We start from the raw sequence: 23,687 nt of genomic DNA, 5'->3' as shown, positions 1-23,687 counted from the left end.
CCGCCGTGCCCGGCGTATCCGCCGTGCCCGCCGTACTCGGCGTATCCGTCGTACCGACAAGGAAAGGACCCATGGACCGCCACGCGACCGGCCAGGCCCTCGTCGAGCAGTTGCCCCCGCCCCTGCCCGCCGACCGGATCATCGCCCTCAACCAGCCCAAGGCGGACCTGCACACCACCCGTTCCTACGAGTGGAACGGCTGGACGTTCGACGTGCCGCCCGGCGTCTTCATACCCGGCTGGACCAGCCGCCTGATCCACGAGCGGGTGCGCGACGGGCGGATCGAGACCCGCGGCCTGCGGTACGCCGCCATGGGCGTCGGCCTGGGCGTCGAGGCGGTGGCGGCAGGCGTCCGGGGCGCTCGGGAGATCCACGCGCTCGACGTCCACCCGGAGAGTGTGGCCGCAGCCACCGGTCACTACCGCCGCCTGGTCGGCGAACGCCCGGGCACCACGTTCCTGCCCGCGGTGAGCGACGTCTTCGACGCCTTCCCCCAGGACGTCCGACTGGACGTCGTCACCTTCAACCCGCCCGCCGTCAGCCAGACCGTCAGCGACGACCCCGACGTCGTCCGCAACGTCTGCGTGGGAGCGCCGCTGCTGGCGAAGTTCTTCGCCCAGATCGCGGAGAAGGACCTGCTGGCCCCCGGCGGCGAGATCCACGTCATCGCCTCGAACACCGCGGACCTGCGGGCCCTGGTCCAGCACGCCCTGGACCACGGGCTCAGCCCCCGCATCGACCACCTCCAGGACTGGCAGGACGGCGTGCTGACCTTCCTCTTCCGCATCACCCACGACACCCCCCGCACCGGAGGACGGCGATGAAGCCCACCGCGGAACTCCTGGCCGGCGTCCTGGCGGGCGAGCACGGGCCCCGCCCCGCCGACCTCGTGGCCACCAGCGTGTTCTGGGTGCACCACGGCACCCGGCTGGCCGGCGGGAACACCACCTACCTCAACCAGTACGTCCTGGTCCGCCTGGGCGACTCCTTCGGCGGCTGTGCCTTCGAGGCCGGCGAGGTCGACCCGTCCCTGTGCCGCGACGCCTCCGGTGCCACCCTCGACACGCTGCTGGGCGAGGTGCCCCGGCCCCTGCGGATCGCCGCGCTCGACGCCTACCTCGGCTCGGTCCGCCCGCACCGGGAGGCGACCGAGGCCGAGCCGGTCACCCTGCCCGCCGGGACACCCGAGACCCGGGCACTGGCCCGGGACGCGGCCATCGCCGGACTCCTCGACATCGACGCCGGGGCCAAGGTCGGTCTGATCGGGGTGGTCAACCCGCTCGTCGCCGCGATCCGCGAGCGCGGCGGCGACCCCCTGCTCTGCGACCTCAACCTGCGCACCACCCAGTGGGGCGACCCGGTCACCGACGACATGCACGAGGTCCTCGACACCGCCGACGCCGTCGTGGCCACCGGCATGACCCTCGGCAACGGCAGCTTCGACACCGTCCTGGCCCGCTGCCGCGAACGCGGCGTGCCCCTGGTGGTCTACGCGCAGTCCGGCAGCGCCGTGGCGCGCGCCTTCCTCGGACGGGGCGTGACCGCTCTGTCCGCGGAGCCCTTCCCCTTCTCCCAGTTCAGCGCCGAACCCACCACCCTGTACCGCTACCGGGTGGCGGCCGGCGCATGACGGCCACCACCCGCCCGCCGGAGGCCGCCACCCGGGGCACGACGACCACCACCCCCGGCGCCGAGGGCACGGAACGCGGCGCGCAGGGCACCGCCCACGGCGCGAAGACCACCGCCCCCGGCGCGGAGGGCACCGGACGTGCCGCCTGCCACCACGGCGAGATCCTGCAAGGCGTCTTCCTCGACGAGCGGCGTCGTCCCGTCCACGGGCTGGTCACGCTGCCGATGAACGGACCCGGCAGCACCGCCAGGTTCGCGCACCGGCCGGGCAGCCCGCCGGACGAGGTGACGGTGACACCGGCCGGCCGGACCAAGGCACGGGCGGCGGCCGTCCTCGCCGTACGGGAGTGCGCGGCACACCATGGCGCGAAGCCGTGCGGCGGGGAACTGACCCTCACCGGGGACCTCCCCGTCGGCCTCGGCATGGGCTCCTCCACCAGCGACGTCATCGCCACCGTGCGGGCGGTCGCCGACGCGTGGGGCGTGCCGCTGCCGTCCGAGACGATCGCCCGGATCGCGGTGCGCGCCGAAGGCGCCAGCGACCCCCTGATGCACGGCTCACGCCCCCTGCTCTTCGCCCAGCGCGAGGGCCGGGTCCTCGAAGCGCTGGGCTCCGCACTGCCACCCGCCGTGGTGGTCGGGTGCACGCTCGCGGGCGGCGCGCCGGTCGACACCCTCGCCCTCCCCGCCCTCCACCACCACGACGACGACCTCACCGCCTACGCACACCTGCGCGGGATGCTCCGCCGCGCGGTGACCACCGCCGACACCGCGCTGCTCGGCCGGGTCAGCACCGCCAGCGCCCGCCTGCGCCAACGCGTCCTGCGCCACCGGGAGTTCCCCACCCTGACCGCCATCGCCGACGGCACCGGCGCCGTCGGCGTGCAGATCGCCCACAGCGGCAACGTCGTCGGCATCCTCTTCGACCCCCACGCTCCCGGCCTGCACCACGGACTGCGCCGGTGCACCCGCGCCCTGGAGCGCGCGGGCATCGCACCGACCCGGACCTTCACCACCTTCGCGTCCCCCATCAGCGAGGAGTTCCCGTGGACGAACACATCTCGGACGCCATCGGCCGCCCGGACCTGATACGCCTCGACGACGGCCTCCTGTGCCTCCGCTTCGAGACCATGAAGGTCGTCTCCGCCCTCGCCGCCGTACGCCACCTGCTCGACACCGGAGCCGTACGACGCGGGGACACCCTCGTCGACAGTTCCAGCGGCATCTACGCCTACGCCCTCGCCCTGGCCTGCCACCGCTACGGCATGCGCTGCCACATCGTCGGCTCCACCACCGTCGACCACAGCCTGCGCACCCAACTCGACATACTGGGCGCCCACTTGGAGCGGATGCCGCCCAGCAGCAGCCTCGAACTCGACCAGAACCGCCGTGTCGCGCGTGTCCGCGAGATCCTGCGCGAGCATCCCGACTACCACTGGATGCGCCAGTACCACGACGACATCCACTACCTCGGCTACGAAGCCGTCGCCGAACGGATCCACGACCTCATCGGCGGCGAGGGCCTCACCTTCGTCGGAGGAGTGGGCTCCGGGGCCTCCACCGGCGCCCTCACCCACTACCTGAGGAAACGCTCCGTCGACGTACGGCTCGTGGGCGTCCAGCCGTACGGGAGCGTCACCTTCGGCAGCGAGCACGTCGCCGACCCGGAGATCATCATCGCCGGCATCGGCAGCTCCATCCCCTTCGGCAACGTCCGCCACGACCTCTACGACGTCCTGCACTGGCTCGCCTTCGACGCCGCCCTCGCCGGCAGCGTCGACCTGCTGCGCCGGCACGCCGTGTTCGCGGGCCTGTCGACCGGAGCCGCCTATCTCGCCGCCCGGTGGGAACGCCGTGAAGAGCCCGGCCGTACGGCGCTGTTCATCGCCGCCGACACCGGTCACCGGTACGTCGACACCGTGTTCGCCCGGCACCGCGACGCCGCCCCGATCGATGCCCTGGCCCCGCGGCCGGTGCGCGGCAGGGACGAACTGGCCCTGCCGTGGTCCCGCATGAGCTGGAACGGTTCACCCGGGCCGGAGGGAGCGGTCTTCGGATAGCGAGGGCGCCGGCCGCCTCACGAGGGCTGCCAGACACGGGACAGGGCTGCCGGGGTGAGCACCCGATCGGGCGGGCCCTGTCCCACCAGCCGTCCGTCGCGCAGGAGCAGACAGGCGTCGGCCGAGCGCGCGGCCTCCAGGTCGTGCGTGGCCTGGACGACGGTCGTGCCGTCGGCGACCAGGTCCGTCAGCAGCGCCGTGATGCGCTCCCGGGCCTCGGGGTCGAGCCCGGTGGTCGGCTCGTCCAGGAGCAGCAGGTCGGACTGCTGGGCCAAGCCCTGGGCGATCAGGACGCGTTGGCGTTGCCCGCCGGACAGCTCGCCGAGCTGGCGGGCGGCGAGGTCCTCGACGCCCAGCCGTTCCATGGCGGAGTCGACCACGGTGCGGTCCTGCCGGGTCAGCCGTCGCCACAGGCCCCGTTCGTTCCAGCGGCCCATCTCCACGGTCTGCCGGGCCGTGAGGGGGAGCGCGTCGCCGACGGCGCCGCGCTGCGGGACGAAGGCCGGCGGACGGCCCTCCCCGTAACGCAGCTGCCCGGATGTGGCATCGATCACGCCGGCGAGGACGCCGAGCAGGGTGGACTTCCCGCTGCCGTTCGGCCCGACGAGTGCCGTCATCGCCAAGGCCGGTATGTGCGCGGTCAGTTGGCGCAGGACCGGACGGCCGGAGTAGCCCGCCTCCAGATCGCTGAACCGGACGCGTTCGTTCCGTGGGTCGTCGCCCGACGAAAGCGGTGGGTGTTTTTTGAACATGATTGTCATTGTAGGGTCTGCGTATGGAGTGGTTGACGGCCCCCTTCGAGGTGGCCTTTGTGCAGCGGGCCCTGTGGGCCGGAATCCTGGTGTCGGCGATCTGCGCCCTCGCGGGGACGTGGGTGGTGCTGAGGGGGATGGCCTTCCTCGGTGACGCCATGTCCCACGGACTCCTGCCGGGCGTCGCGGTCGCCGCACTGCTCGGAGGCAACCTGCTGGTGGGCGCCGTGGTGAGCGCGGCCGTGATGACGGCCGGTGTCTCCGCCCTCGGCCGCACGCCGAGGCTGTCCCAGGACACCGGCATCGGCCTGCTGTTCGTCGGCATGCTGTCCCTCGGCGTCATCATCGTGTCGCGCTCTCAGTCGTTCGCCGTGGACCTCACCGGGTTCCTCTTCGGTGACGTCCTCGCGGTACGCGAGAGCGACCTGGTCCTGCTCGGGGCGGCACTGCTGCTGGCGCTGGTCGTCGCGGCGGTGGGTCACCGGGCCTTCCTGGCGCTCGCGTTCGACGACCGCAAGGCCGAAACGCTCGGCCTGCGCCCCCGTCTCGCCCACACCGTGCTGCTCGGCCTGCTGGCCCTGGCCATCGTGGCCTCGTTCCACATCGTGGGAACGCTGCTCGTCCTCGGCCTGCTCATCGCCCCACCGGCGGCGGCGCTGCCCTGGGCGCGGAGCGTGCGCGGTGTCATGGTCCTCGCCGCGGTCCTCGGTGGCGCCGCCACCTTCGGCGGCCTGCTCCTGTCCTGGCATCTGGGCACCGCGGCCGGTGCGACCGTCTCGGCCCTCGCCGTCAGCCTCTTCTTCCTGTCCCACCTGGCGTCCGGAGTCCGGCACCGACGTCGCGCACGCCGCGACGGTCCGCCCGCCCGTGCCGCCGCGTTCACCGCGAACACCCCCACGCCCCGACCGAACGAAACCTGAGGCGATCTCGTTGCTCGTCCGAAGCAGAACCAGGCCCCTGATACCGGCGGCACTCCTGTCCGCGGTCCTGCTGACCGCGGGATGCGCGGGCCAGGAGGACGCCGCGTCCAGTTCCGAGAGCCCTTCCTCCGCCGCCACCGCCACCCCCCACGGCTACGTCGAGGGCGCCGCCGAGGCCGCCGAGCAGCAGTCCCGGCTCCTTCTCGGCGACGCGGCGAACGGCGACACACGAGTGCTGGACCTGATCACCGGCAAGGTCCACGACACGGCGCGCAGAGCCGGTGTCACCGAACTCACCACGGACGGCCGTTTCGGCTACTTCCACGGCGCGGACGAGACCCACGTCCTCGACAGCGGCGCGTGGATGGTCGACCACGGAGACCACGTGCACTACTACCGCGCGAAGATCCAGGAGGTGGGCGAACTCCCGGGCGGCGCCGGCACGCGCGTCCGCAGCGACGCGGGCGCCACCGTCGTCACGGCAGCGGACGGCAAGGCGGACGTCCACGCCCGTGCCGATCTGGAGAAGGGCACCCTCGGCACCCCCACCCGGCTCCCCGGCACCTATGCCGGACCCGTCGTGCCGTACGCGGAACACCTGATCGCCCTCACGCGCGACGGCGACGCTCCCGCGAAGGTCGCCGTGCTCGACCGGTCCGGCAAGCGCGTCGCCGCTCCCGAGTCCGCGTGCGAGGACCCGCGGGGCGACGCGGTCACCCGGCGGGGGGTCGTCCTCGGCTGTGCCGACGGCGCTCTCCTCGTCCGGGAGGACGACGGCACCTTCACCGCCGAGAAGATCGCGTACGGCGAGGACGTGCCGCGGAAGGAGCGGGCCGCGCGGTTCCGGCACCGTCCGGGCAGCAGCACGCTCACCGCGGCCGCGGGCGCGAACGCCGTCTGGGTCCTGGATGTCACGAAGAGGTCCTGGACGCGGGTGGAGACCGGCCCCGTGGTCGCCGCGAACACCGCGGGCGAGGGCTCTCCGCTGCTGGTCCTGGAGACCGACGGAGCCCTGCACGGCTACGACATCACCACCGGCAAGGAGACCGCGGTCACCGGACGTCTGCTGACGGACGTCCCCGAGGCGGCCACCGGCGAAGCCTCGGCACCGGTGATCGAGGTCGACCGCAGCCGGGCCTACCTCAACGACCCCGCGGGCAAGCGCGTGTACGAGATCGACTACAACGACTCCCTCCGCGTCGCCCGCACCTTCGACCTGGACGTCCGTCCGTCCCTGATGGCCGAGACGGGCCGATGAGCGCGCGCGTGCGGGCGGCGCGGCTGCGCGCCCTGCTGCTCACCCTGGTCGCCTTCTTCGTCGTCGCCACCGCGACCGGTTGCGCGGGCGGCGGCGACGAGCGGCCCACCGTGGTGGTGACGACCAACATCCTCGGTGACATCACCCGGGAGATCGTCGGGGACGAGGCGGACGTCAGCGTCCTGATGAAACCCAACGCCGACCCGCACTCCTTCGGCCTGTCGGCCGTGCAGGCCGCCGAGTTGGAGAACGCGGACCTGGTCGTCTACAACGGCCTGGGCCTGGAGGAGAACGTACTGCGGCACGTGGAGGCGGCCCGCGCGTCCGGTGTGGCCACCTTCGCGGCCGGCGAGGCGGCCGATCCCCTCACCTTCCACGCGGGCGAGGAGGGCGGTCCCGACGACGGGGCCGGCGAGCCGGACCCGCACTTCTGGACCGACCCCGACCGTGTGCGCAAGGCGGCCGGCCTGATCGCCGACCAGGTCGTGGAACACGTCGACGGCGTCAACGAGACGGCGGTCCGGGACAACGCCGAACGCTACGACGGCCAACTCGACGACCTCACCGCCTGGATGGAGAAGTCCTTCGCCGCCGTCCCCGAGGACCGCCGCGCCCTGGTGACCAACCACCACGTCTTCGGCTACCTGGCCGACCGCTTCGGCTTCCGCGTGATCGGCGCGGTCATCCCCAGCGGCACCACCCTCGCCTCACCCAGCTCCTCCGACCTGCGCTCCCTCACCCAGGCCATGGAGCAGGCCAACGTGCGCACCGTCTTCGCCGACTCCTCCCGGCCCAGCCGGCTCGCCGAGGTCCTGCGCCAGGAGATGGGCGGTGACGTGGACGTCGTCCCGCTGTACTCCGAGTCGCTGACCGAGCAGGGCAAGGGCGCCGGCACCTACCTGGAGATGATGCGCGCCAACACCTCGGCCATGGCCGAGGGCCTCACCGGCGACTGACCCGCTTTCTCCAAGGGCCGGTGACACCGGTCACCGGCCGTTCCACCCCACAACCCCGTGCCCTCAGGGCCGGAGAGGACTCACCCACGATGAACAGGTCGACACGCGCCAGAACGCTCACCGGCACGGCCCTCGCCCTGACGGTCTCCATGGCGCTGACCGCCTGCGGCGGCAGCGACGACGCCTCGTCCGACGCCGAGCCGCAGCAGCAGGCGAAGAGCAGTGGGGCCGCCGCGGTCGGCGATCCGCTGGTCGCCTCCTACGACGGGGGACTGTACGTCCTCGACGGCAAGACCCTGAAGCTCGCGAAGACGATCGAGCTGCCCGGCTTCAACCGGGTCAACCCGGCGGGCGACGAGGACCACGTCGTCATCTCCACGGACAGCGGCTTCCGCGTGTTCGACGCGGCCCGGCAGACCTTCACGGACGCCGAGTTCAAGGGATCCAAGCCCGGCCACGTCGTGCGGCACGGTGGCAGGACGGTCCTCTTCACCGACGGCACGGGCGAGGTCAACGTCTTCGATCCCGCGGACCTGGCCGGCGGGAAGCAGCCGCAGGGCCGGACCTTCACCTCCGCCGAACCCCACCACGGCGTCGCCATCGAACTGGCCGGCGGCGAACTCGTCACCACCCTGGGCACCGAGGAGAAGCGCACCGGCGCGATCGTCCTGGACCAGAACGACAAGGAGATCGCGCGCGCCGAGAACTGCCCGGGTGTCCACGGCGAGGCCGCCGCCCAGGGCGAGGTGGTCGGTCTCGGCTGCGAGGACGGCGTACTGCTCTACAAGGACGGCAAGTTCACCAAGGTGGACGCCCCCGGCGACTACGCCCGCACCGGCAACCAGGCCGGCAGCGACGCCTCCCCGGTGCTCCTGGGCGACTTCAAGACCGACCCCGAGGCGGAACTGGAGCGGCCAACCCGCATATCGCTGATCGACACCCGCACGGCGAAGATGAAGCTGGTCGACCTCGGCACCAGCTACTCCTTCCGCTCGCTGGCCCGCGGGCCGCACGGCGAGGCCCTCGTGCTCGGCACCAACGGTGTCCTCCACGTCATCGACCCGGAGACCGGAAGGGTGGACCGGAAGATCGAAGCGGTCGGCGACTGGACGGAGCCCCTGGACTGGCAGCAGCCCAGGCCCACCCTGTTCGTCCGTGACCACACGGCGTACGTCTCCGAGCCGGGCAAGCGCCAAGTGCACGCCTTCGACCTGGACTCGGGGGAGAAGCTCACCTCCGTGACGCTGCCGAAGGGCACCAACGAACTGTCCGGGACGGTGGCGGGTCACTAGACCGGCCCGCTCCCGGCACTGCCCGCGCGGCGCCCACCGGCCTCCAGGGCCGGTGGGCGCCGCGCGGTTCAGGCGTGCCGCTCGGCGGAGTCCGGGGCGCTGCGTGCGAAGCGGCACGGATCGCAGACGCCGGTCAGCTCCACCGTGTGCTCGACCTCGGTGAAGCCCATGCCTTCGGCGACGTTCTCCGCCCAGCGTTCGACCACGCCGGCCTCGACCTCCCGGCTGAGGCCGCAGTCGCGGCAGACCAGATAGTGCCGGTGCCCGTCGGCCGGGCGCGGCCGGTAGAGGCGCTCCCCGCTCTTGTCCCGCACCACGTCGAGCTGCCCGGAGCGGTCCAGGGCGTGCAGAGTCCGGTACACCGTGGTCAGACCGATGGTGATGCCGTCGGCCTCCAGGGCCTCGTACAGCTCCTGGGCGGAAGTGAAGCCGGATCGCCGGTGCAGGGCGTTCATCACGGCCTTCCGCTGGCGCGTCGGGCGCAACGGGGCCGGCAGCCGCGGTGCCGATGACTCACTCAGTCTGCCCATGGCCCGCGGAGGCTGGTCGGGTGGGTACGGGCCTCGGCCTTGTCGTCCATGAGTGGCCTCTCTGACACAGGTGTGCGTCGGGCCGGACGGTGCCGTGGCTGCGACCACCGTCCGGCCCGGGTTTCAGTGCCCCGACGTCAGCCTTCGGGGCGGAGCATCCCGCGCTCGTACGCCTTGGCCAGCCGCTGCGGAACGAGGTGCGCCACACCGTCCACCGTGACCGTCACCAGCTGCGGCGTCGTGGCCTTCCACTGCGCGCGCCGGTGCCGGGTGTTGCTGCGCGACATCTTGCGTTTGGGCACGGCCATGGGGACCTCCGGGTGCGATCGACGAACGAGCCAGAGGATATCTGAAAATGGATGTCATTACGAGATTGATGTCGCCGTCTACACGGCGGTGGCCGGCGTCATGAGCGAGCTGTCCTGGCCCGGTTCTTGATCGCTCGGATGACGTCGCTCTTGGCGTCGGCATAGTCGTTCATGTCGTCCCACCGCCGGCTGAGCAGGGTTCGTTTGACGCTCTCGTACAGGGCGCGGTCGTCCGCGTGGGTACGCAAATGGTCACGGAGGAGGAGGTATTCGTGCACCGCCGCGTCCCCCCGCTCGTAGACGTGCACATGCACGTCGCGAGCGGGCGTGCGCACGAGGCGATGCCCCGGCTCGCGAACCCGCAGTTCGTAGCCGGCGGCCAGCAGCGCGTCGAGGTAGTCCTCCTCCGCCGTGATGTCGGGCACCGCGACGACGATGTCCACGATCGGCTTGGCGGCCAGTCCCGGTACCGACGTGGAGCCGATGTGCTCGACATCGACGTCCGCTCCCGCCAACGCGCCCAGGATCCGCCGCCGGTGACGCAGGTAGACCTCCGCCCACCGGGCGTCGTAGCTCCTGAGGCCGACCTTCAGCGCTTCCGGCCCACCGATGATCTCGACCGTCGTGACGTCCGGCCGACGAGGCCCACTGCTGTTCTTCACCCATGCGTCCTTGGTCCGGAGTTCGATGCCCGCCCGCACGATCTTCTACCCTGTGCCGCGGCGGCGCGAGGAGGGGATCGGCGATGAGCATGTACTTCGGCATCGATGGCGAGACGCTGTGGAACCCGTCGAACGGTGCCGGCCGCCTCTTCCTGCGGCAGCTCGAGGTCTTCGAGGCCGAGGTCGATCTGCCCTCGGGAATCGGCCAGGGCACGTACTGGGGCGACCCGGACACGCTCGAGGTCGATCGGGCCGCGTACGCGGACTTCGTGCACGCCCTGGTCGCCCGGCACTGCCGGACGGGGCACTCCGTGATCCTCGCCCTCTCGGAGGGGTTCGTGGCGACGGCCGTTGCGCTCGCGCGGCGCGCGGGCATCGACGTGGAGATGCCCGGACCGTCGTCCGGTGACCCGTGCGGTGGCGTCAAACGCGACGTGCAGGTTCCCGGCAACCCCCGGGCCGGGGCGGCGGACATCGCCACCGCGCTGGACGCGCGGGCGCGGGAGATGGACCGCTGGATGGCCCGCTGATCCGTTGCGCCACAACGGCCCCTTGTCGGCCCGGCGTTCCCCTTGCGCAATGGTCAAGAATCGTTGACCATTGCGGGCATGCCTACTGACGAGCTCCCCGAGACGTTTCACGTCACCACGGAAGAGCAACTGCGCGCGGTCTCCAGCCTCACCCGCCACCGGATCATGGCCGTGCTCCGCTTCGAGCCGGCGACGATCACGCAGATCGCCGAGCGGGTGGGCCTGGCGAAGGGGAGTTCCAGCTATCACGTGCGGCTGCTGGAGCGGGCCGGCCTGGTGAAGGTGGTGCGGACGCGGAAGGTGCGGGGTGTCACCGAGCGGTATTACGCGATGGCCGCGCGGTCGATCGTGCTGCCGGACCCGGGCGAGGGAGGGCCGGACGTGCTGATGCGGCATGCGGTGGCGGACCTGGAGGCGTCGCCGTCGGAGGGCGAGCGGCACGTTCGGATGGCGCATCTGCGGCTCACCGAGGAGCAGTTCGCACAGCTGGGGGCGCGGCTGGAGGCCCTGGCGGACGAGTACCGGGAACTGTCCGATCCCTCGCTGCCGGACGCGTCCCTCGTCTTCGCACTGTTCCGCCCGGCGCCGGGCGAGCAGGCCGAAAACGGCGCCAAGTGAGCACGCGGGTCCGGAAGTTGCCGACGGGGTTCGGCCGGCTGTGGACTGCGCAGACGGTGTCCTCGCTGGGTGACGGGGTGTCGCACGCCGCGCTGCCGCTGCTCGCGCTGACCTTGACGCGGGACCCGATGGCGCTCGCCGTCGTCACGGCCGCCGGCACGCTGCCGTGGCTGCTCTTCGGGGTGCTCGGTGGTGCTCTGGTGGACCGCTGGGACCGTCGGCGCACGCTGTGGGCCATGGACGCGGCGCGTGCGGTGCTGCTGGTGATACCGGCGGCAGCGGCCCTGCTCGACGTGCTGAGCATTCCGCTGCTCGCGGCCGTAGCCTTCCTGCTCGGCCTCGGCGGACTGTTCTTCGACACGGCCGCCACGGCCTATCTGCCGGATCTGCTCGGCCGCGACCCCGCGCTCCTGGAGCGGGCCAACTCCCGCCTGCGCGGGGCCCAGACCGCCATGTCCGGCTTCGCGGGGCCGCCTGCGGGCAGCGCCCTGCTCGCGCTCGGGCGGGCGGTTCCCCTGCTCGCCGACGCCGTGTCGTTCCTCCTCTCCGCACTGCTCGTACGGTCGCTTCCCGACCTGCCCCGACCCGTGCCGGAGACCCGCGAATCGCTGCTTCGGCAGGCGCGGGCCGGGGCCGCGTACGTCTTCCGGGACCGGTTGCTGCTCGGGCTCGCGCTGCGACCCGCGGTCGGGAACGTCGCCTTCCTCGCGGTGGAGACCGTACTCGCCCTCTTCGCGCACGACCGCCTCGGCATCGACACCTACGGCTACGGACTGCTCCTCACGGCGGAGGCCACCGGCGGTCTGCTCGGTGCAGCCATCGCCTCCCGCCTCGGTCGACGACTCGGCACCGGCACCGCGCTGACCTGCACGGCCGCCGCCGAAGGGCTTGCCGTCCTGGGCCTGGCCGCGGCTCCGAACCCGTACGTGGCCGGGACGGCGCTCGCCGTCTGCGGGGCCGGCATGGGCGCCACGATGGTGCTCGGCCCCTCCCTGCGGCAGGCGATCGTCCCGGCCCGCCTCATGGGCCGGGTCGCCTCCACCTCCCGCATGCTCGCCATGTGCGCCGCCCCCGTCGGGGCCTTCCTCGGCGGCTGGCTGGCCGCCGCGTACGACATCCGCACCCCGCTCTACGCGGCCGCCGTCCTCCTGCTGGCGATGACGGCCGTCACGGCATCCATGACCAGCAACCGCCGGGTCGAAGCGGCGCTGCGCGCCGCCGACCCGGCCGGCGGTCCGGATCACACGCCGTCCAGGGATCCGGCCCGGGAGAGCGCACCCGACGTGCGGTGACGCCTGCCGCGAAGCCGCCGGAACGACGCCACGAGGCTCACGAGGAGGGCCCGGTGACGAGGAGTTTGCCGCGGAGGTGACCCGCTTCGCTGCGGGCCAGGGCCCGGTCGAGTTCCTCGAAGGGGTACACGGTGTCGATCTCGGCGGTGAAGGTGCCCCTGGCGGCCTGTTCCAGCACGGCGCCGACGGTCTCGGCGGTGAGCCGGGTCGGGTCGCCGCCCGCCACGATCGCGCCTCGCGCGCCGGCCGCGAAGTCGACGATCGTCACGATGCGTTCGGCGGGGATCAGCCCCTCGACGCGGGCGACGAAGTCCTGTCCGGCGGTGTCGATCGCGCCGTCGACACCGTCCGGGGCGGCGGCGCGCAGGTCGGCGGACAGGGTGTCGCCGTAGCCGGCCGGTACGGCGCCCAGGTGCCGCAGGTAGTCGTGGTTGGCGGCGCTCGCCGTGCCGATCACGCGGTGGCCCGCGGCGGTCAGGAGCTGGGTGACGGCGCTGCCGACGGCTCCGGCGGCCCCGTTGACGACGAGGGTCGACGCCGGAGCCGGGCCGAGCAGGCCGATCACCCGCTGGGCGGTCTCGGCGGAGGTGACGAGGGCTGCCGCGAGCCGCGGGTCGAGTCCTTCGGGAAGCTTCGCGATGCGCTCGCGGCGGGTGACCGCGACGGCGGCGAAGGCGCCCGAGTCCGCGAAGCCGGCCACCGGGTCGCCGGCGGCGAGGTCCTCGACGCCGTCGCCGACCTCCAGGACGGTGCCCGCGATGTCGCTGCCGATGACGACGGGCAGCGGCAGCGGCAGCATCTCGGCGAGGTATCCGTTGCGGATCTTCCAGTCGAGCGGATTGACGGCGATGTGCTCGACGCGGACCTTGACCTGACCCGGTCCGGCCTCGGGTTCGGCCACCTCGGTCGGGGTCATTCCGTCGGGCCCGTAGGTGTTGAGGGTGTAGGCGCGCATGGTCGTGTTCCTTCCTGTGGGGTGCTCGGCGGGGCGAAGGTCAGAGCGTCGGCAGGCTGCCGTCGAGCGCCGGGTAGTCGGTGTAGCCGTGCCGGTCGCCGCCGTAGGCCCGGCTCAGGTCGGGCTCTGCGAGCGCGGCACCGGTCGCGAGCCGGGTGACCAGGTCGGGGTTGGAGATGAACAGCCGCGCGAAGGAGACGGCGTCGGCCTGGCCGCCGTCGACGAGGCCGAGCCGGCGGGACGGTCCGGCGGTGTCGGCGTCCGCGGGGTTGAGGATGAGCGTGCCCGACCACGCGGCCCGCAGCTCGGGTGTCAGAGCGGGATCCCCGGCCTCGACCAGGTGGAGGTAGGCGAGGTTGAGGGTGTCGAGCGCGGCGACCAGGCGCGGGTAGAGCGTGGCGTGGTCGTCCTCGACGGTGTCGCCCAGGCCGTTGGCCGGGGAGAGCCGGATACCGGTGCGTTCGGCGCCGACGGCCGCCGCGACGGCCCGGGCCACCTCCAGAGCCAGCCGCATCCGGTTCTCCGGCGAGCCGCCCCAGCGGTCGGTGCGCAGGTTGGCGTTGGTGGCCAGGAACTGGTGGAGCAGGTAGCCGTTCGCGCCGTGGATCTCGACGCCGTCGAACCCGGCGTCGACGGCGTTGCGGGCCGCGGCCGCGAAGTCGGCGATCGTCTCGGCGATCTGGGCCTCGGTCAGCCCGTCCGGGACGACGTGGTCCTGCGGACCGGTCGGTGTGAAGACCTGTCCCGCCGCCTTCACCGGCGACGGGCCGACCGGGGTGAGCGCGCCGTGCCCGGCGGCCTCCGTCGTACTCGGGTGACCGATGCGGCCGGTGTGCATGAGCTGGGCGACGATCGTGCCGCCCGCGGCGTGCACGGCGCCGGTGACCTTTTGCCACGCGGCGACCTGCTCGTCCGAGTGCAGGCCGGGCGTGGCGGGATAGCCCTGTCCGATCACGGAGGGCTGGACGCCCTCGGTGATGACCAGGCCGGCGCTCGCACGCTGCGCGTAGTAGGTCGCCGTGTCGGCGGTGGGCAGCGTGCCGTCGGCGCGGCTGCGGGTCATCGGGGCCATGACGATGCGGTTGCGCAGCTTGAGGATTCCTGCGGTCGTGGGGTCGAAAGCGGTGGACATGGTGGTTCTCCCGAGGATCGGAACGATCGGATACTTAGCCGAACAACTAAAGCGTAGACCGTCTTCCTTAGCCGGACAACTTTCCGGGAGTACCATCACGACATGCGAGATCACGACATGCGAGAACAGCCGAGGGAGCAGCCCACGCCCACCGGTGCGGGCCCGGTCAGCCACGCGATCTTCCGGGTGGCCCGACTCCACCGGGCGCTCGCGGGCCGCCTGCTGCGGGACACCGGCCTGCACCCGGGGCAGGAACTCATTCTGATGGCGCTCTGGGACCACGGCCCGCAGCGGCAGGTCGACCTGGTCGCGGCGGTCGAAACGGACGCCCCGACGATGGCGCGCAGCATCGCCCGACTGGAGAAGTCCGGCCTCGTCCACCGCAGCACCTCCCCCCACGACCGGCGAGCGATGATCGTCGAGGCCACGGAGGCCAGCCTCGCGCTGCGCGCGAAGGTCGCCGGAGCCTGGGCGGAACTGGAGCGCCTGACCACCACCGGCCTCGACGCGGCCCGGCAGGCCGAGATCCTGGCCGACCTCGACCTGCTGGAATCCGTACTCACGAAGGCCGGTCACTGAGCTCCGCGCCGGGGTGGCTCAGGCGGACGCCTTCCATTCGCGCCGTCGACTCCTCGTCGCAGTCCACGCCGCGCGCTCCCCGGCCGCCGCACCCGGCCCCTGCCGCCCGGCCCGCTCCGTCGGTTCCGTCGTCGCGGACACACCTCCTTGCGTGCGGGCCGTCGGATACAACTGGGCCGCAGTTCCCCGCAGTTGACGTGACATGAATCACCGGTGAGGCGTCGAGTCGCGGGCCCGGGAACTTCTCGTACTCCTTCAAGACGGTGCACCGGAAATGCAAGGATGAGCCGCCATGAGTGCTGGGTGGTGTCTCCGCACGACGAGGGCCGCGGTGTTCGCGGCCGTCTGCGTGCTGCTCGCCGCCCTGGGACACGTCACGATGTCGGACACCTCCGTGCCGTGGTGGTCGCTCGCCGTCGCCCTGGTGGTCTGCGCCGGGGCCGCCTGGTGCCTGGCCGGCCGGGAGCGCGGGCTGTTCCCCGTCTCCTTCGCCGTGGTGGCGGTCCAGTCGGCACTGCACGGGTGGTTCTCCTACGCACAGGCAGTGTCGACGCCGCCCCTGCGGACGGGCGGCGCGGCTGACGGCATGCCCGCCGGCCACCATGCGGCCCTCTCGGCCCATACCGGTCAGGTGATCCACTCCATGCCCCCCGGCGAATCCGCCATGGGCGCGACGGATGCCATGGACCACGCGACGGGGCTCGGCCACATGATGAGCGGCCACATGATGAGTGGCCAGACGTCCGCCACGGGCATGCTCGCCGCCCACCTGCTGGCCGCCTGCCTGACCGGTCTGTGGCTCGCGCACGGCGAACGGGCGGCCTTCCGCATTCTGCGGGCCGTCGTCGGGCGGCTGGCCGCCCCGCTGCGACTGCTCCTCGCCCTTCCCGTGACTCCGTGGCGTCCGCGCGTCGTCCTCAGCCGTGGCCGCACGGAGGACCACGAACCGCGCCGGTTGTCCCTGGTGTACGCGATCACTTCCCGGGGCCCGCCCGTGGGGACCGCTGTCGGCTGAGACAGCAGGTTCCCCGACACCGACCCGGGCGTCCCGCTCCCGGCCGGCTTCGGGCATCGGGGGTGCGCCGAGGTACGCGCGTGCTCCCGCCCCCCTTCCCTCACCGGACCGCCGTGTGCCCCGCGCCGCCCGGTCCGGCCTCCGGACGCCCGCGCGCCGGCCGTCCGGCCCCGCGAAAGGGACACCAGGTGATCAGTCCAGCTCTGACTGCCGCATGCGACAGAACCCGCCCACCCGCGGGAACGCCCGAGGAACGGATGCCCGGGGACCGGATGCCCGAGGGCCGGATGCCCGAGGGCCGGATGCCCGAGGACCGGATGCCCGAGGACCGGACGTCCAAGGGCCGGACGTCCAAGGGCCGGACGCCTGGGGATCGGACGTCCGAGGACCGGGCGCCCGCCGACGAGCTGATCACGACCTGGGCGCTCACCGCCCGCGGCGGCGATCCGGAAGCCGCCGAACGATTCGTCCGCGCCCTTCATCGGGACGTCCGGCGCTTCGTCGGATACCTCGGCGTCGACCCGCAGGCCGCCGACGACCTCGCCCAGGACACGTTTCTGCGGGCCCTGGGCAGCCTGCACCGCTTCGAGGGCCGTTCCTCCGCCCGGGTCTGGCTGCTGTCCATCGCCCGCCGAGCGGTGATCGACAGTCACCGGCGCGCGTCGGTGCGACCGCGTCTCGCCGACACCGACGACTGGCAGGACGCCGCCGAACGCGCCCAGGAGCGCGGTCTGCCCGGCTTCGACGACGGCATCGCTCTCGCCGAGCTGCTGCACGCGCTGCCCGTCGAGCGCCGCGAGGCATTCGTCCTCACCCAACTCCTCGGCCTCCCTTACGCGGAGGCGGCCGAACTCAGTGGCTGCCCGGTGGGGACGGTCCGGTCGAGGGTCGCCCGGGCCCGTGCCGCGCTGGTGGAGTTGGTGCGGGACGCGGAACGGCCCGGCCCCGAGAGGGCGGCCCCGGCCTGACCGTGGCCCGGTCGACCGGCATCCCCGGTGCCGGTGTTCGCAGGCCGGGTGCCAGGATGGGGCGCCATGCCGGTCGGAGGGTTTCTGCGTGTGCTGCGGGCCGCGGTGTTCGCCGCCGTCTGCGTGGTGCTCGCCGCCCTCGGACACGTGCTGATGTCGGGGGAGGGGCTGCCCTGGGGGGTGCTCCTCTCCGGCGCCTCGGCCGTCGGGGCCGTGGGCTGGGCCTTCGGAGCCCATGAACGGCGCCGCCGGCGACACGCTGACGGCGTTCGTAGACCCGTACGACCGCGAGGTGCTGGGGACTCTGGAGACCTTCGGCCAGTGGCTGCCGGCGCGGGCGTGGCTCGACGACCTCCACCGGAACCTGCACCTGGGAGAGTTCGGCCGCAACTACAGCGAACTCGCCGCCAGCTGGCTGTGGGTGGAGGTGCTCGGCGGCCTCGCACTGTGGGCCGGCACCCCACGCAACCGGCAGCGGTTGCGACGTCTGGTGGTGCCGGGCGGCGGCGCCAAGGGGCGGCGACGCACGATGTCCTGGCACGGCGCGGTGGGGCTGTGGGCCTCGATCGGCCTGCTCGGCCTGTCGGCGACCGGCCTGACCTGGTCCGGCCACGCGGGCACGAGCATCGGGCAGGTCCAGGACGCCCTGGGCGGCTCCACACCCGCGGTCTCCACCGCGCTTCCCGCGGCCGGCGGCGGAAGGGAAAGCGCCGACGGCGGCGGAAGGGAAGGCGCCGACGGGACGAAGGACGTCGGCATCGACGCGGCCGTGGCCTCCGCGCACGACGCCGGACTGCGCGGCGTGCTGGTCGTCACCCCGCCCGCCGACGCCGGCACCGCGTACGTCGTGAAGGAGAACACCCGCTCCTGGCCCGTACGGCAGGACTCGGTGGCGGTCGCCCCGGCCACCGGAGAGGTGACCCAGACCCAGCGTTTCGACGACTTCCCCGTGCTCGCCAAGCTGACCAGCTGGGGCATCAACGCTCACATGGGCCTGCTGTTCGGCCTGGTCAACCAGATCGTCCTGGCGCTGCTCGCGATCGGGCTGATCGCGATGATCCTGTGGGGGTACCGCATGTGGTGGCTGCGCCGCCCGACCCGGAGCGAGGGCCTCGCGCTCGGCCGTGCGCCCGCGCGCGGCGCCTGGCGGCGCATACCGGGGCGCGTCCTGGCCCCCGCCGTGGTGCTCGCCGCGGTCGTCGGCTACTACCTGCCCCTGTTCGGGCTGCCGTTGCTGGTGTTCCTCGTCGTGGACGTGACCGTGGGCGTGGTGCGGCGCCGCAGGGCGGGGGCCGCCGCATGATCGCCGCGAGCGGACTGCGCTGGATCCTGACGCTGATGTTCGCCGCACCCGTCCTGTACGGGTTGTGGCGGCTGGCCCTGCCCGGCACGGGCCTCACCGGGCGGGTGGGCCACGTGCTGCACGCCGCGATGGGTGTCCTCATGATCGCGATGGCCTGGCCGTGGGGGATGGACCTGGCGGTGGCACCGCAGGTCGTACTGTTCACGGCGGGTGCGGTGTGGTTCGTGGGGGCCTCCCTGATCCGGCCCGGTGGGCGCTCCAGGACCGGAGCGGTGGCGGCCGCCTGGCCGCACGCCCTGATGATGGGGGCCATGGCCTGGATGGTCGAGGCGATGGCGGCCTCGGGTTCGGCGGCGGGGCACGGAGGCGGGGGCCACGCCGGGCACGAGGGGCATGCCGCGGCCGGTTCGGGACTCGCCGCCATGAGCCTCACCGAGACGGGACCGAGCGTGGCGTCCGCCCTGCTCGCCGTGGCCCTGACGGCGATCGGCCTGGTCTGGCTCGCCCGGGCCTTCGACCTCGCCCGGGTACAGGTGCCGGCGCCCGCGGGCGGTCCCGCACCGGCCGGTGCGAACACCACAGCCGCCGCACTCGACCCGGCCTGCCACGCCGTGATGGCCCTGGGCATGGCGGTGATGTTCGCCCTGTTCGTCTAGGGAGTGACCGGGCAGCGTCCGCTCCAAGGCACTCCGGCCCCGTCCGGTGACAGGCGTCACATGCAACCCGGGGGAACTGAAGTGCCGGCGCGTCCGACTCCTGTACCGGTGCGGCTCGGTCCGGTGGCAGCCGTGCGAGGCGCGAGGCGCGAGACGCGAGCGATCGGGAGAGTCGACAGATGGCGCAGACACGGCGATCCGCATCCGGTGCGCCGGACGGCCCGGTGCGGCGGCTCTTGCCTCCTCCCGCCCTGTGCGGGTTCCTCGTGCTGCTGCTCCTGGTGTTCGCCGCCTCCTACGCCGTCGGCCGGGGCATCGGCCCCGTCGCACCCGGCATGCACGGTCCCGGGATCACCCAGGACGGCCATGAGGGTGGCGGCACGGACTCGGAGGACGGCGGCATGGGCGGCATGAACCACGGAGGCGGGCACTGATGGCCGGCGGACCGGCGTCCGTACGGGAGGTGACCGACCTCGCGGTCGGCGGCATGACCTGCGCGGCCTGCGTGAAACGGGTGGAGAAGAAGCTGGCCGGGCTCGACGGCGTCAGCGCGAGCGTGAACCTCGCCACCGGGCGGGCCCGGGTGCACCATCCGCCCGAGGTGCTCCCGGAGCAGCTCGTCGCCGCCGTCGAGCGGGCCGGATACACCGCCGCGCCGCCCGAACCGCCCGCAGAGCGGCGCGGCGGGAGCGGCAACAGGGGCGGGAGCGGCCACGGCGACGGGAGCGGCGACGACACGGACACGGAGGCGCAGCGGGAACGCAACCGGCTGGCGGTCACGGCCCTGCTCGCCGTCCCCGTGCTGGTCCTGTCGATGGTCCCCGCCTGGCAGTTCCGCAACTGGCAGTGGCTGTGCTTCGTGCTCGCCGCGCCCGTCGTGGTCTGGGGCGCCCGGCCCTTCCACCAGCGGGCGGCGCGGGCGCTGCGCCACTCGGCGTCGACCATGGACACGCTGGTGTCGCTGGGGGTCGTGGCCTCCTTCGCCTGGTCCACCTACGCCCTGTTCCTCGGCGGCGCCGGCGACCCGGGCATGCGGATGCCCTTCAGCCTGGTGCCGGCGGCGTCGGACGGCGTCGCCCACATCTACCTCGAGGCCGCGGTCGGCGTCCCCCTGTTCGTCCTGGCGGGCCGGCACCTGGAGGCACGGGCCCGTCGTGGCACCGGAGCGGCCCTGCGCTCCCTGGCGGAACTGGCGGTCAAGGAGGTCGCCGTACGTGACGACGCGGGGGAGCGTCTCGTCGCGATCGACGCTCTCCGGGTGGGCCAGGTCTTCGTCGTACGGCCCGGGGAACGCGTGGCCACCGACGGCACGGTCGCCGAAGGCAGTTCGGCCGTCGACCTCTCCCTGGTCACCGGGGAGAGCGAGCCGGCCGAGGTGGGGTTTGGCGCCGCCGTGATCGGCGGTTCGGTGAACGTCGGCGGCCTGCTGGCGGTACGGGCCACCGCGGTCGGCGCCGACACCCGACTGGCCCGCATCACCCACCTGGTGACCGAGGCGCAAGCCGGCAAGGCACGGGCACAGCGCCTGGCCGACCAGGTCGCCGGCGTCTTCGTGCCGGTCGTGCTCACCCTGGCCGCGACGGTCCTCGGCTTCTGGCTGGGCGCGGGCGCCGACCCGCAGGCCGCGATCACCGCGTCCGTCGCCGTCCTGGTCGTCGCCTGTCCCTGCGCCCTCGGCCTCGCCACCCCGACCGCCCTGATGGCCGCCACCGGACGCGGCGCCCGACTGGGCGTCCTGGTCAGTGGTCCGCGGGCCCTTGAGGGACTCCAGCACGTCGACGCGGTGCTGCTCGACAAGACCGGCACCCTGACCTCGGGGCACATGAGCGTCGCCCGGATCACGGCCGCGCCCCGAGGCATCGGCGAGGAACAGGCGATGAGGCTCGCGGGCGCGGTGGAGCGGGGCTCGGAGCACCCGTTGGGACAAGCCGTCACGGCCCACGCCCGGGGCGCCGCGCCGGCCGGGACGCTGCCGGACGTGACCGGCTTCGCCGCTCTGCCGGGACGCGGCGTGCGCGGCGAGGTCGAGGGACGCCTGGTGGAGGTACTGGCCCCGGACGACGACCTGCCCGCACCGCTGGCCGAGGCGCTGACCGCCGCGGAGGCGGCCGCCCACACAGCCGTCGTGGTCCGCGTCGACGGGGTGACCGAAGCGCTCGTCGAGGTCGGAGACGTACTGCGGCCGGGCAGCTACCGGGCCGTGGACCGGCTGCGCCGCCTGGGCGTACGGCCGGTGCTGGCCACCGGGGACCGGGAGGCACCCGCCCGCGCCGTCGCCGCCGCCCTGCGCATCGACGACGTACACGCCCGCTGCACCCCCGAGGACAAGGCCCGCCTCGTCCGCCGACTACAGGACGAGGGCTGCCGGGTGGCCGTCGTCGGCGACGGCGTCAACGACGCCGCCGCCCTGGCCGGAGCCGACCTCGGCATCGCCATGGGCACCGGCACCGATGCGGCGATCGGAGCCGCCGACGTCACCCTGGTCCGCGGGGACATCGACGCCCTCGCGGACGCCGTCCGCCTCTCCCGCAGCACGCTGGCCACCATCCGCGTCAATCTGCTGTGGGCCTTCGGCTACAACGCCGTGACGGTGCCCCTGGCCGCGGTCGGTCTGCTCACCCCGATGCCGGCCGCCGCCGCGATGTCCGTCAGCTCGCTGCTGGTGGTCGGCAACAGCCTGCGGCTGCGCGCCTGGCAGCCGTCACCGGCCCGCACGCGTCGGTCCGCCACGCCCGCCCGCGGGAGGAGCCTTCGATGACGTCCGCCACCTGGACGCCCACCCGGCGCCGCCTCGCGGACACCGCGCCGGCCGCTCTGGCGCCGGTCTGCGCCTGCGTACTGGCCCTGGGCGGTCTCGCGGTCTGGACCGCCACGGGCAACGCCGGCACCCCCGCCCGCATCGGCGTCACCGACGCGCGGCTCTTCCTCCCGTCCCGGGGAGTCCCGGAGACGGCGGCGTTCTTCAGGATCACCAACACCGGGGGCGCCCGGGACCGGCTGATGGAGGTGACGTCGTCCGACGTCACCGACGGCATCGCCCTCAGCACCCATCGGATGACCGCCGGCGGAGCCGCCTACCGCCGGCCCGTGGAGTCACTGCCCGTCCCCGCCGACGGCACCCTCGACATGTCACCGCACAGCAGCGACGTGACCGTCCCGGCCGCGGCACGCTGGGAGACGGGCGACCTGGTGCCCTTCACCCTCCACTTCGAACACAGCGGGCCCGTGGAGGTTTTGGCGGTGGTCGTCCGGCCCGGTTCCTGACGCCGCCGCCGCGACGCGGGAGCCGCCGTGAGACGCGGCCCGGCCCCAGCCGTCGTGCGGCCGCGGGCGAGCGTGGGTCACAGCTGTTCGAAGTGGAACGCCTTGATGAAGCAGTCGCGGGGCTGGGCGACGGCGAAGAGGACGCACTCCACGAGGGACTGGGACGTGAGGGCGTCCTCGGCTCCGCGCGGCGCGGTCTCCCACTCCTCGGAAAGCGGATCGGCGTTGACGAAGTCGGGCGGGTAGAGCGAGATCACCCGCACTCCTTGCGGTCGCAGGCGCTTGGAGAGGATCTCGGTGAACCCTGCCTGGGCGCTCTTGGCCGCGTAGAAGGCGTCGTGCGCGTCGGACCGGTGGTGGCCCGGCGTTCCGCATGCGGAGACCATCGTCACGACATCCGGCTTGGCCGAGTTGAGCAAGAGGGGCAGGAAGCTCTTCGTGGTCAGCACCGTGCCGGTGGCGCCGGAGGCGAGGGTGTCGACGACGTCGGCGTCGGTCGCGGACAGCAGGTCCGGCCCGGCCAGGTAGCGAGAGCCGTTGTTGACGAGTACGTCGACACGGTCCGTGTGATCCGCGACGCCGGAGGCGAAGTCGCGGATCGAGGCGGGATCCGTCAGGTCGCACGCGTAGGCGTGCACCCGCTGGTGTCCGCGGTCGCGGATCTCGTCGCGGACTCGCTGGGCGGCGGCGAGCCGGCGCGCCGAGAGGAAGACCTCGGCGCCGAGGTCCGCGAGGCGGATGGCCAGGGTACGTCCGAAGTCCCGGCCGGCGGCCGTGACGACGACGCGGTGGTTGTCCCATCTCATGGTGTCGCCCCAGGTTCTCTTTGATCGGAGGGGTGCGGTGCATCGCGGCGGCACGGGCGGCCCGGTACCGGACGGATGACGCCGCCGCCGACCACCACGACGCCTGGAAGCCGGACGAAAGCCAGCCCTACGCTATCGGTCATGGCCACTCACACACGGTCGTTCACGATCAACCATGATGTCGAAGTGCCCAGCCCCGGCG

General features: G+C 73.1%; 26 protein-coding genes. 19 read left to right on the top strand and 7 right to left on the bottom strand.

Translation table 11 applies throughout. The features are described 5' to 3' along the window. The first annotated feature begins 71 nt into the window (after window positions 1-71). Genes B9W62_RS07405 through B9W62_RS07390 form a run of 4 tightly spaced genes read left to right on the top strand, consistent with a single transcriptional unit; the run spans window position 72 to window position 3,689 of the window. Window positions 72-824 (top strand): class I SAM-dependent methyltransferase, encoded by a 753-nt coding sequence (locus B9W62_RS07405; RefSeq protein WP_087806350.1) that lies wholly within the window; start codon window positions 72-74, stop codon window positions 822-824. Continuing rightward, complete coding sequence (locus tag B9W62_RS07400; protein ID WP_087806349.1) at window positions 821-1,630, top strand: Rossmann-like domain-containing protein; 810 nt, start codon at window positions 821-823, stop codon at window positions 1,628-1,630. Before B9W62_RS07405 ends, B9W62_RS07400 begins: the two co-directional genes overlap by 4 nt. Continuing rightward, complete coding sequence (locus B9W62_RS07395; RefSeq protein ID WP_087806347.1) at window positions 1,627-2,718, top strand: GHMP family kinase ATP-binding protein; 1,092 nt, start codon at window positions 1,627-1,629, stop codon at window positions 2,716-2,718. The genes B9W62_RS07400 and B9W62_RS07395 overlap by 4 nt, the downstream gene beginning before the upstream one ends. Further along, window positions 2,676-3,689: a pyridoxal-phosphate dependent enzyme gene (locus B9W62_RS07390; protein WP_087806345.1), complete on the top strand. Its 1,014-nt coding sequence runs from the start codon at window positions 2,676-2,678 to the stop codon at window positions 3,687-3,689. The genes B9W62_RS07395 and B9W62_RS07390 overlap by 43 nt, the downstream gene beginning before the upstream one ends. Window positions 3,690-3,706: 17 nt before the next feature. Here B9W62_RS07390 and aztA read toward each other — a convergent pair whose 3' ends face one another. Continuing rightward, a complete protein-coding gene (aztA, locus tag B9W62_RS07385; protein ID WP_087806343.1) occupies window positions 3,707-4,450 on the bottom strand; it encodes a zinc ABC transporter ATP-binding protein AztA in 744 nt (247 codons plus the stop codon). A gap of 14 nt (window positions 4,451-4,464) precedes the next feature. Here aztA and aztB point away from each other — a divergent pair, with 14 nt between their 5' ends. The 4 genes from aztB to aztD all read left to right on the top strand — a co-directional run bounded on the left by aztB (window position 4,465) and on the right by aztD (window position 8,867). Further along, entirely contained in the window at window positions 4,465-5,361 is an 897-nt protein-coding gene (gene aztB, locus B9W62_RS07380; RefSeq protein WP_087806341.1) for a zinc ABC transporter permease AztB, read from the top strand. Between the two features lie 10 nt (window positions 5,362-5,371). Further along, a complete protein-coding gene (locus B9W62_RS07375; protein ID WP_087806339.1) occupies window positions 5,372-6,619 on the top strand; it encodes a hypothetical protein in 1,248 nt (415 codons plus the stop codon). Further along, window positions 6,616-7,575 (top strand): zinc ABC transporter substrate-binding protein AztC, encoded by a 960-nt coding sequence (gene aztC / locus B9W62_RS07370; RefSeq protein ID WP_087806337.1) that lies wholly within the window; start codon window positions 6,616-6,618, stop codon window positions 7,573-7,575. The genes B9W62_RS07375 and aztC overlap by 4 nt, the downstream gene beginning before the upstream one ends. Before the next feature lie 89 nt (window positions 7,576-7,664). Continuing rightward, a complete protein-coding gene (aztD, locus tag B9W62_RS07365) occupies window positions 7,665-8,867 on the top strand; it encodes a zinc metallochaperone AztD (protein WP_087806335.1) in 1,203 nt (400 codons plus the stop codon). Between the two features lie 68 nt (window positions 8,868-8,935). Here the strand turns inward: aztD and B9W62_RS07360 are convergent, their stop codons facing one another. The 3 genes from B9W62_RS07360 to B9W62_RS07350 all read right to left on the bottom strand — a co-directional run bounded on the left by B9W62_RS07360 (window position 8,936) and on the right by B9W62_RS07350 (window position 10,367). Continuing rightward, window positions 8,936-9,397 (bottom strand): Fur family transcriptional regulator, encoded by a 462-nt coding sequence (locus B9W62_RS07360; RefSeq protein ID WP_087806333.1) that lies wholly within the window; start codon window positions 9,395-9,397, stop codon window positions 8,936-8,938. Between the two features lie 137 nt (window positions 9,398-9,534). Further along, complete coding sequence (gene rpmF, locus B9W62_RS07355) at window positions 9,535-9,705, bottom strand: 50S ribosomal protein L32 (protein ID WP_087806331.1); 171 nt, start codon at window positions 9,703-9,705, stop codon at window positions 9,535-9,537. Between the two features lie 98 nt (window positions 9,706-9,803). Then, window positions 9,804-10,367 (bottom strand): GrpB family protein, encoded by a 564-nt coding sequence (locus B9W62_RS07350; RefSeq protein WP_087811792.1) that lies wholly within the window; start codon window positions 10,365-10,367, stop codon window positions 9,804-9,806. An 83-nt stretch (window positions 10,368-10,450) separates the two neighbouring features. On the opposite strand from B9W62_RS07350, the gene B9W62_RS07345 reads away from it, so the two are divergent. The 3 genes from B9W62_RS07345 (at window position 10,451) to B9W62_RS07335 (ending at window position 12,807) form a co-directional block, all read left to right on the top strand. After that, window positions 10,451-10,897: a DUF6086 family protein gene (locus B9W62_RS07345; protein ID WP_087806329.1), complete on the top strand. Its 447-nt coding sequence runs from the start codon at window positions 10,451-10,453 to the stop codon at window positions 10,895-10,897. A gap of 78 nt (window positions 10,898-10,975) precedes the next feature. Further along, window positions 10,976-11,515, top strand: coding sequence for an ArsR/SmtB family transcription factor (locus B9W62_RS07340; RefSeq protein WP_087806327.1), 540 nt, complete (start codon window positions 10,976-10,978; stop codon window positions 11,513-11,515). Window positions 11,516-11,532: 17 nt separating this feature from the next. After that, the gene (locus tag B9W62_RS07335; RefSeq protein WP_087811791.1) at window positions 11,533-12,807 is read left to right on the top strand and encodes an MFS transporter; all 1,275 of its coding nucleotides are present in this window, start codon (window positions 11,533-11,535) and stop codon (window positions 12,805-12,807) included. Between the two features lie 37 nt (window positions 12,808-12,844). Here B9W62_RS07335 and B9W62_RS07330 read toward each other — a convergent pair whose 3' ends face one another. Together B9W62_RS07330 and B9W62_RS07325 are read right to left on the bottom strand one after the other, a co-directional pair. Beyond that, the gene (locus B9W62_RS07330) at window positions 12,845-13,762 is read right to left on the bottom strand and encodes an NADP-dependent oxidoreductase (RefSeq protein WP_087806325.1); all 918 of its coding nucleotides are present in this window, start codon (window positions 13,760-13,762) and stop codon (window positions 12,845-12,847) included. Window positions 13,763-13,802: 40 nt separating this feature from the next. Then, the gene (locus B9W62_RS07325; RefSeq protein WP_087806323.1) at window positions 13,803-14,894 is read right to left on the bottom strand and encodes an alkene reductase; all 1,092 of its coding nucleotides are present in this window, start codon (window positions 14,892-14,894) and stop codon (window positions 13,803-13,805) included. 102 nt (window positions 14,895-14,996) lie between these two features. Here B9W62_RS07325 and B9W62_RS07320 point away from each other — a divergent pair, with 102 nt between their 5' ends. From B9W62_RS07320 to B9W62_RS07280, 8 genes are all read left to right on the top strand, one after another. Continuing rightward, complete coding sequence (locus B9W62_RS07320; protein ID WP_087806321.1) at window positions 14,997-15,473, top strand: MarR family winged helix-turn-helix transcriptional regulator; 477 nt, start codon at window positions 14,997-14,999, stop codon at window positions 15,471-15,473. Window positions 15,474-15,765: 292 nt separating this feature from the next. After that, complete coding sequence (locus B9W62_RS07315) at window positions 15,766-16,488, top strand: hypothetical protein (protein WP_087806319.1); 723 nt, start codon at window positions 15,766-15,768, stop codon at window positions 16,486-16,488. Between the two features lie 317 nt (window positions 16,489-16,805). After that, the gene (locus tag B9W62_RS07310; protein WP_087811790.1) at window positions 16,806-17,456 is read left to right on the top strand and encodes a sigma-70 family RNA polymerase sigma factor; all 651 of its coding nucleotides are present in this window, start codon (window positions 16,806-16,808) and stop codon (window positions 17,454-17,456) included. A 235-nt stretch (window positions 17,457-17,691) separates the two neighbouring features. Next, a complete protein-coding gene (locus tag B9W62_RS07300) occupies window positions 17,692-18,759 on the top strand; it encodes a PepSY-associated TM helix domain-containing protein (protein WP_256976222.1) in 1,068 nt (355 codons plus the stop codon). Further along, window positions 18,756-19,415 (top strand): DUF5134 domain-containing protein, encoded by a 660-nt coding sequence (locus B9W62_RS07295; protein WP_087811789.1) that lies wholly within the window; start codon window positions 18,756-18,758, stop codon window positions 19,413-19,415. Before B9W62_RS07300 ends, B9W62_RS07295 begins: the two co-directional genes overlap by 4 nt. 179 nt (window positions 19,416-19,594) lie before the next feature. Further along, the gene (locus B9W62_RS07290; RefSeq protein WP_179235381.1) at window positions 19,595-19,849 is read left to right on the top strand and encodes a hypothetical protein; all 255 of its coding nucleotides are present in this window, start codon (window positions 19,595-19,597) and stop codon (window positions 19,847-19,849) included. Continuing rightward, window positions 19,849-22,173, top strand: coding sequence for a heavy metal translocating P-type ATPase (locus B9W62_RS07285; protein ID WP_087806315.1), 2,325 nt, complete (start codon window positions 19,849-19,851; stop codon window positions 22,171-22,173). The genes B9W62_RS07290 and B9W62_RS07285 overlap by 1 nt, the downstream gene beginning before the upstream one ends. Further along, window positions 22,170-22,679 (top strand): copper chaperone PCu(A)C, encoded by a 510-nt coding sequence (locus tag B9W62_RS07280; RefSeq protein WP_087806313.1) that lies wholly within the window; start codon window positions 22,170-22,172, stop codon window positions 22,677-22,679. The genes B9W62_RS07285 and B9W62_RS07280 overlap by 4 nt, the downstream gene beginning before the upstream one ends. 77 nt (window positions 22,680-22,756) lie before the next feature. On the opposite strand, the gene B9W62_RS07275 is transcribed toward B9W62_RS07280, so the two are convergent. After that, complete coding sequence (locus B9W62_RS07275; RefSeq protein WP_087806311.1) at window positions 22,757-23,485, bottom strand: SDR family oxidoreductase; 729 nt, start codon at window positions 23,483-23,485, stop codon at window positions 22,757-22,759. Window positions 23,486-23,687 lie beyond the last annotated feature (202 nt).

Origin of the sequence: Streptomyces sp. CS113 (assembly GCF_002188365.1) — a bacterium.
In the GTDB taxonomy this organism is placed as follows: domain Bacteria; phylum Actinomycetota; class Actinomycetes; order Streptomycetales; family Streptomycetaceae; genus Streptomyces; species Streptomyces tendae.
Note: the sequence above shows the minus strand (reverse complement) of the source record. Positions and strands in the feature narration are given on the sequence as shown.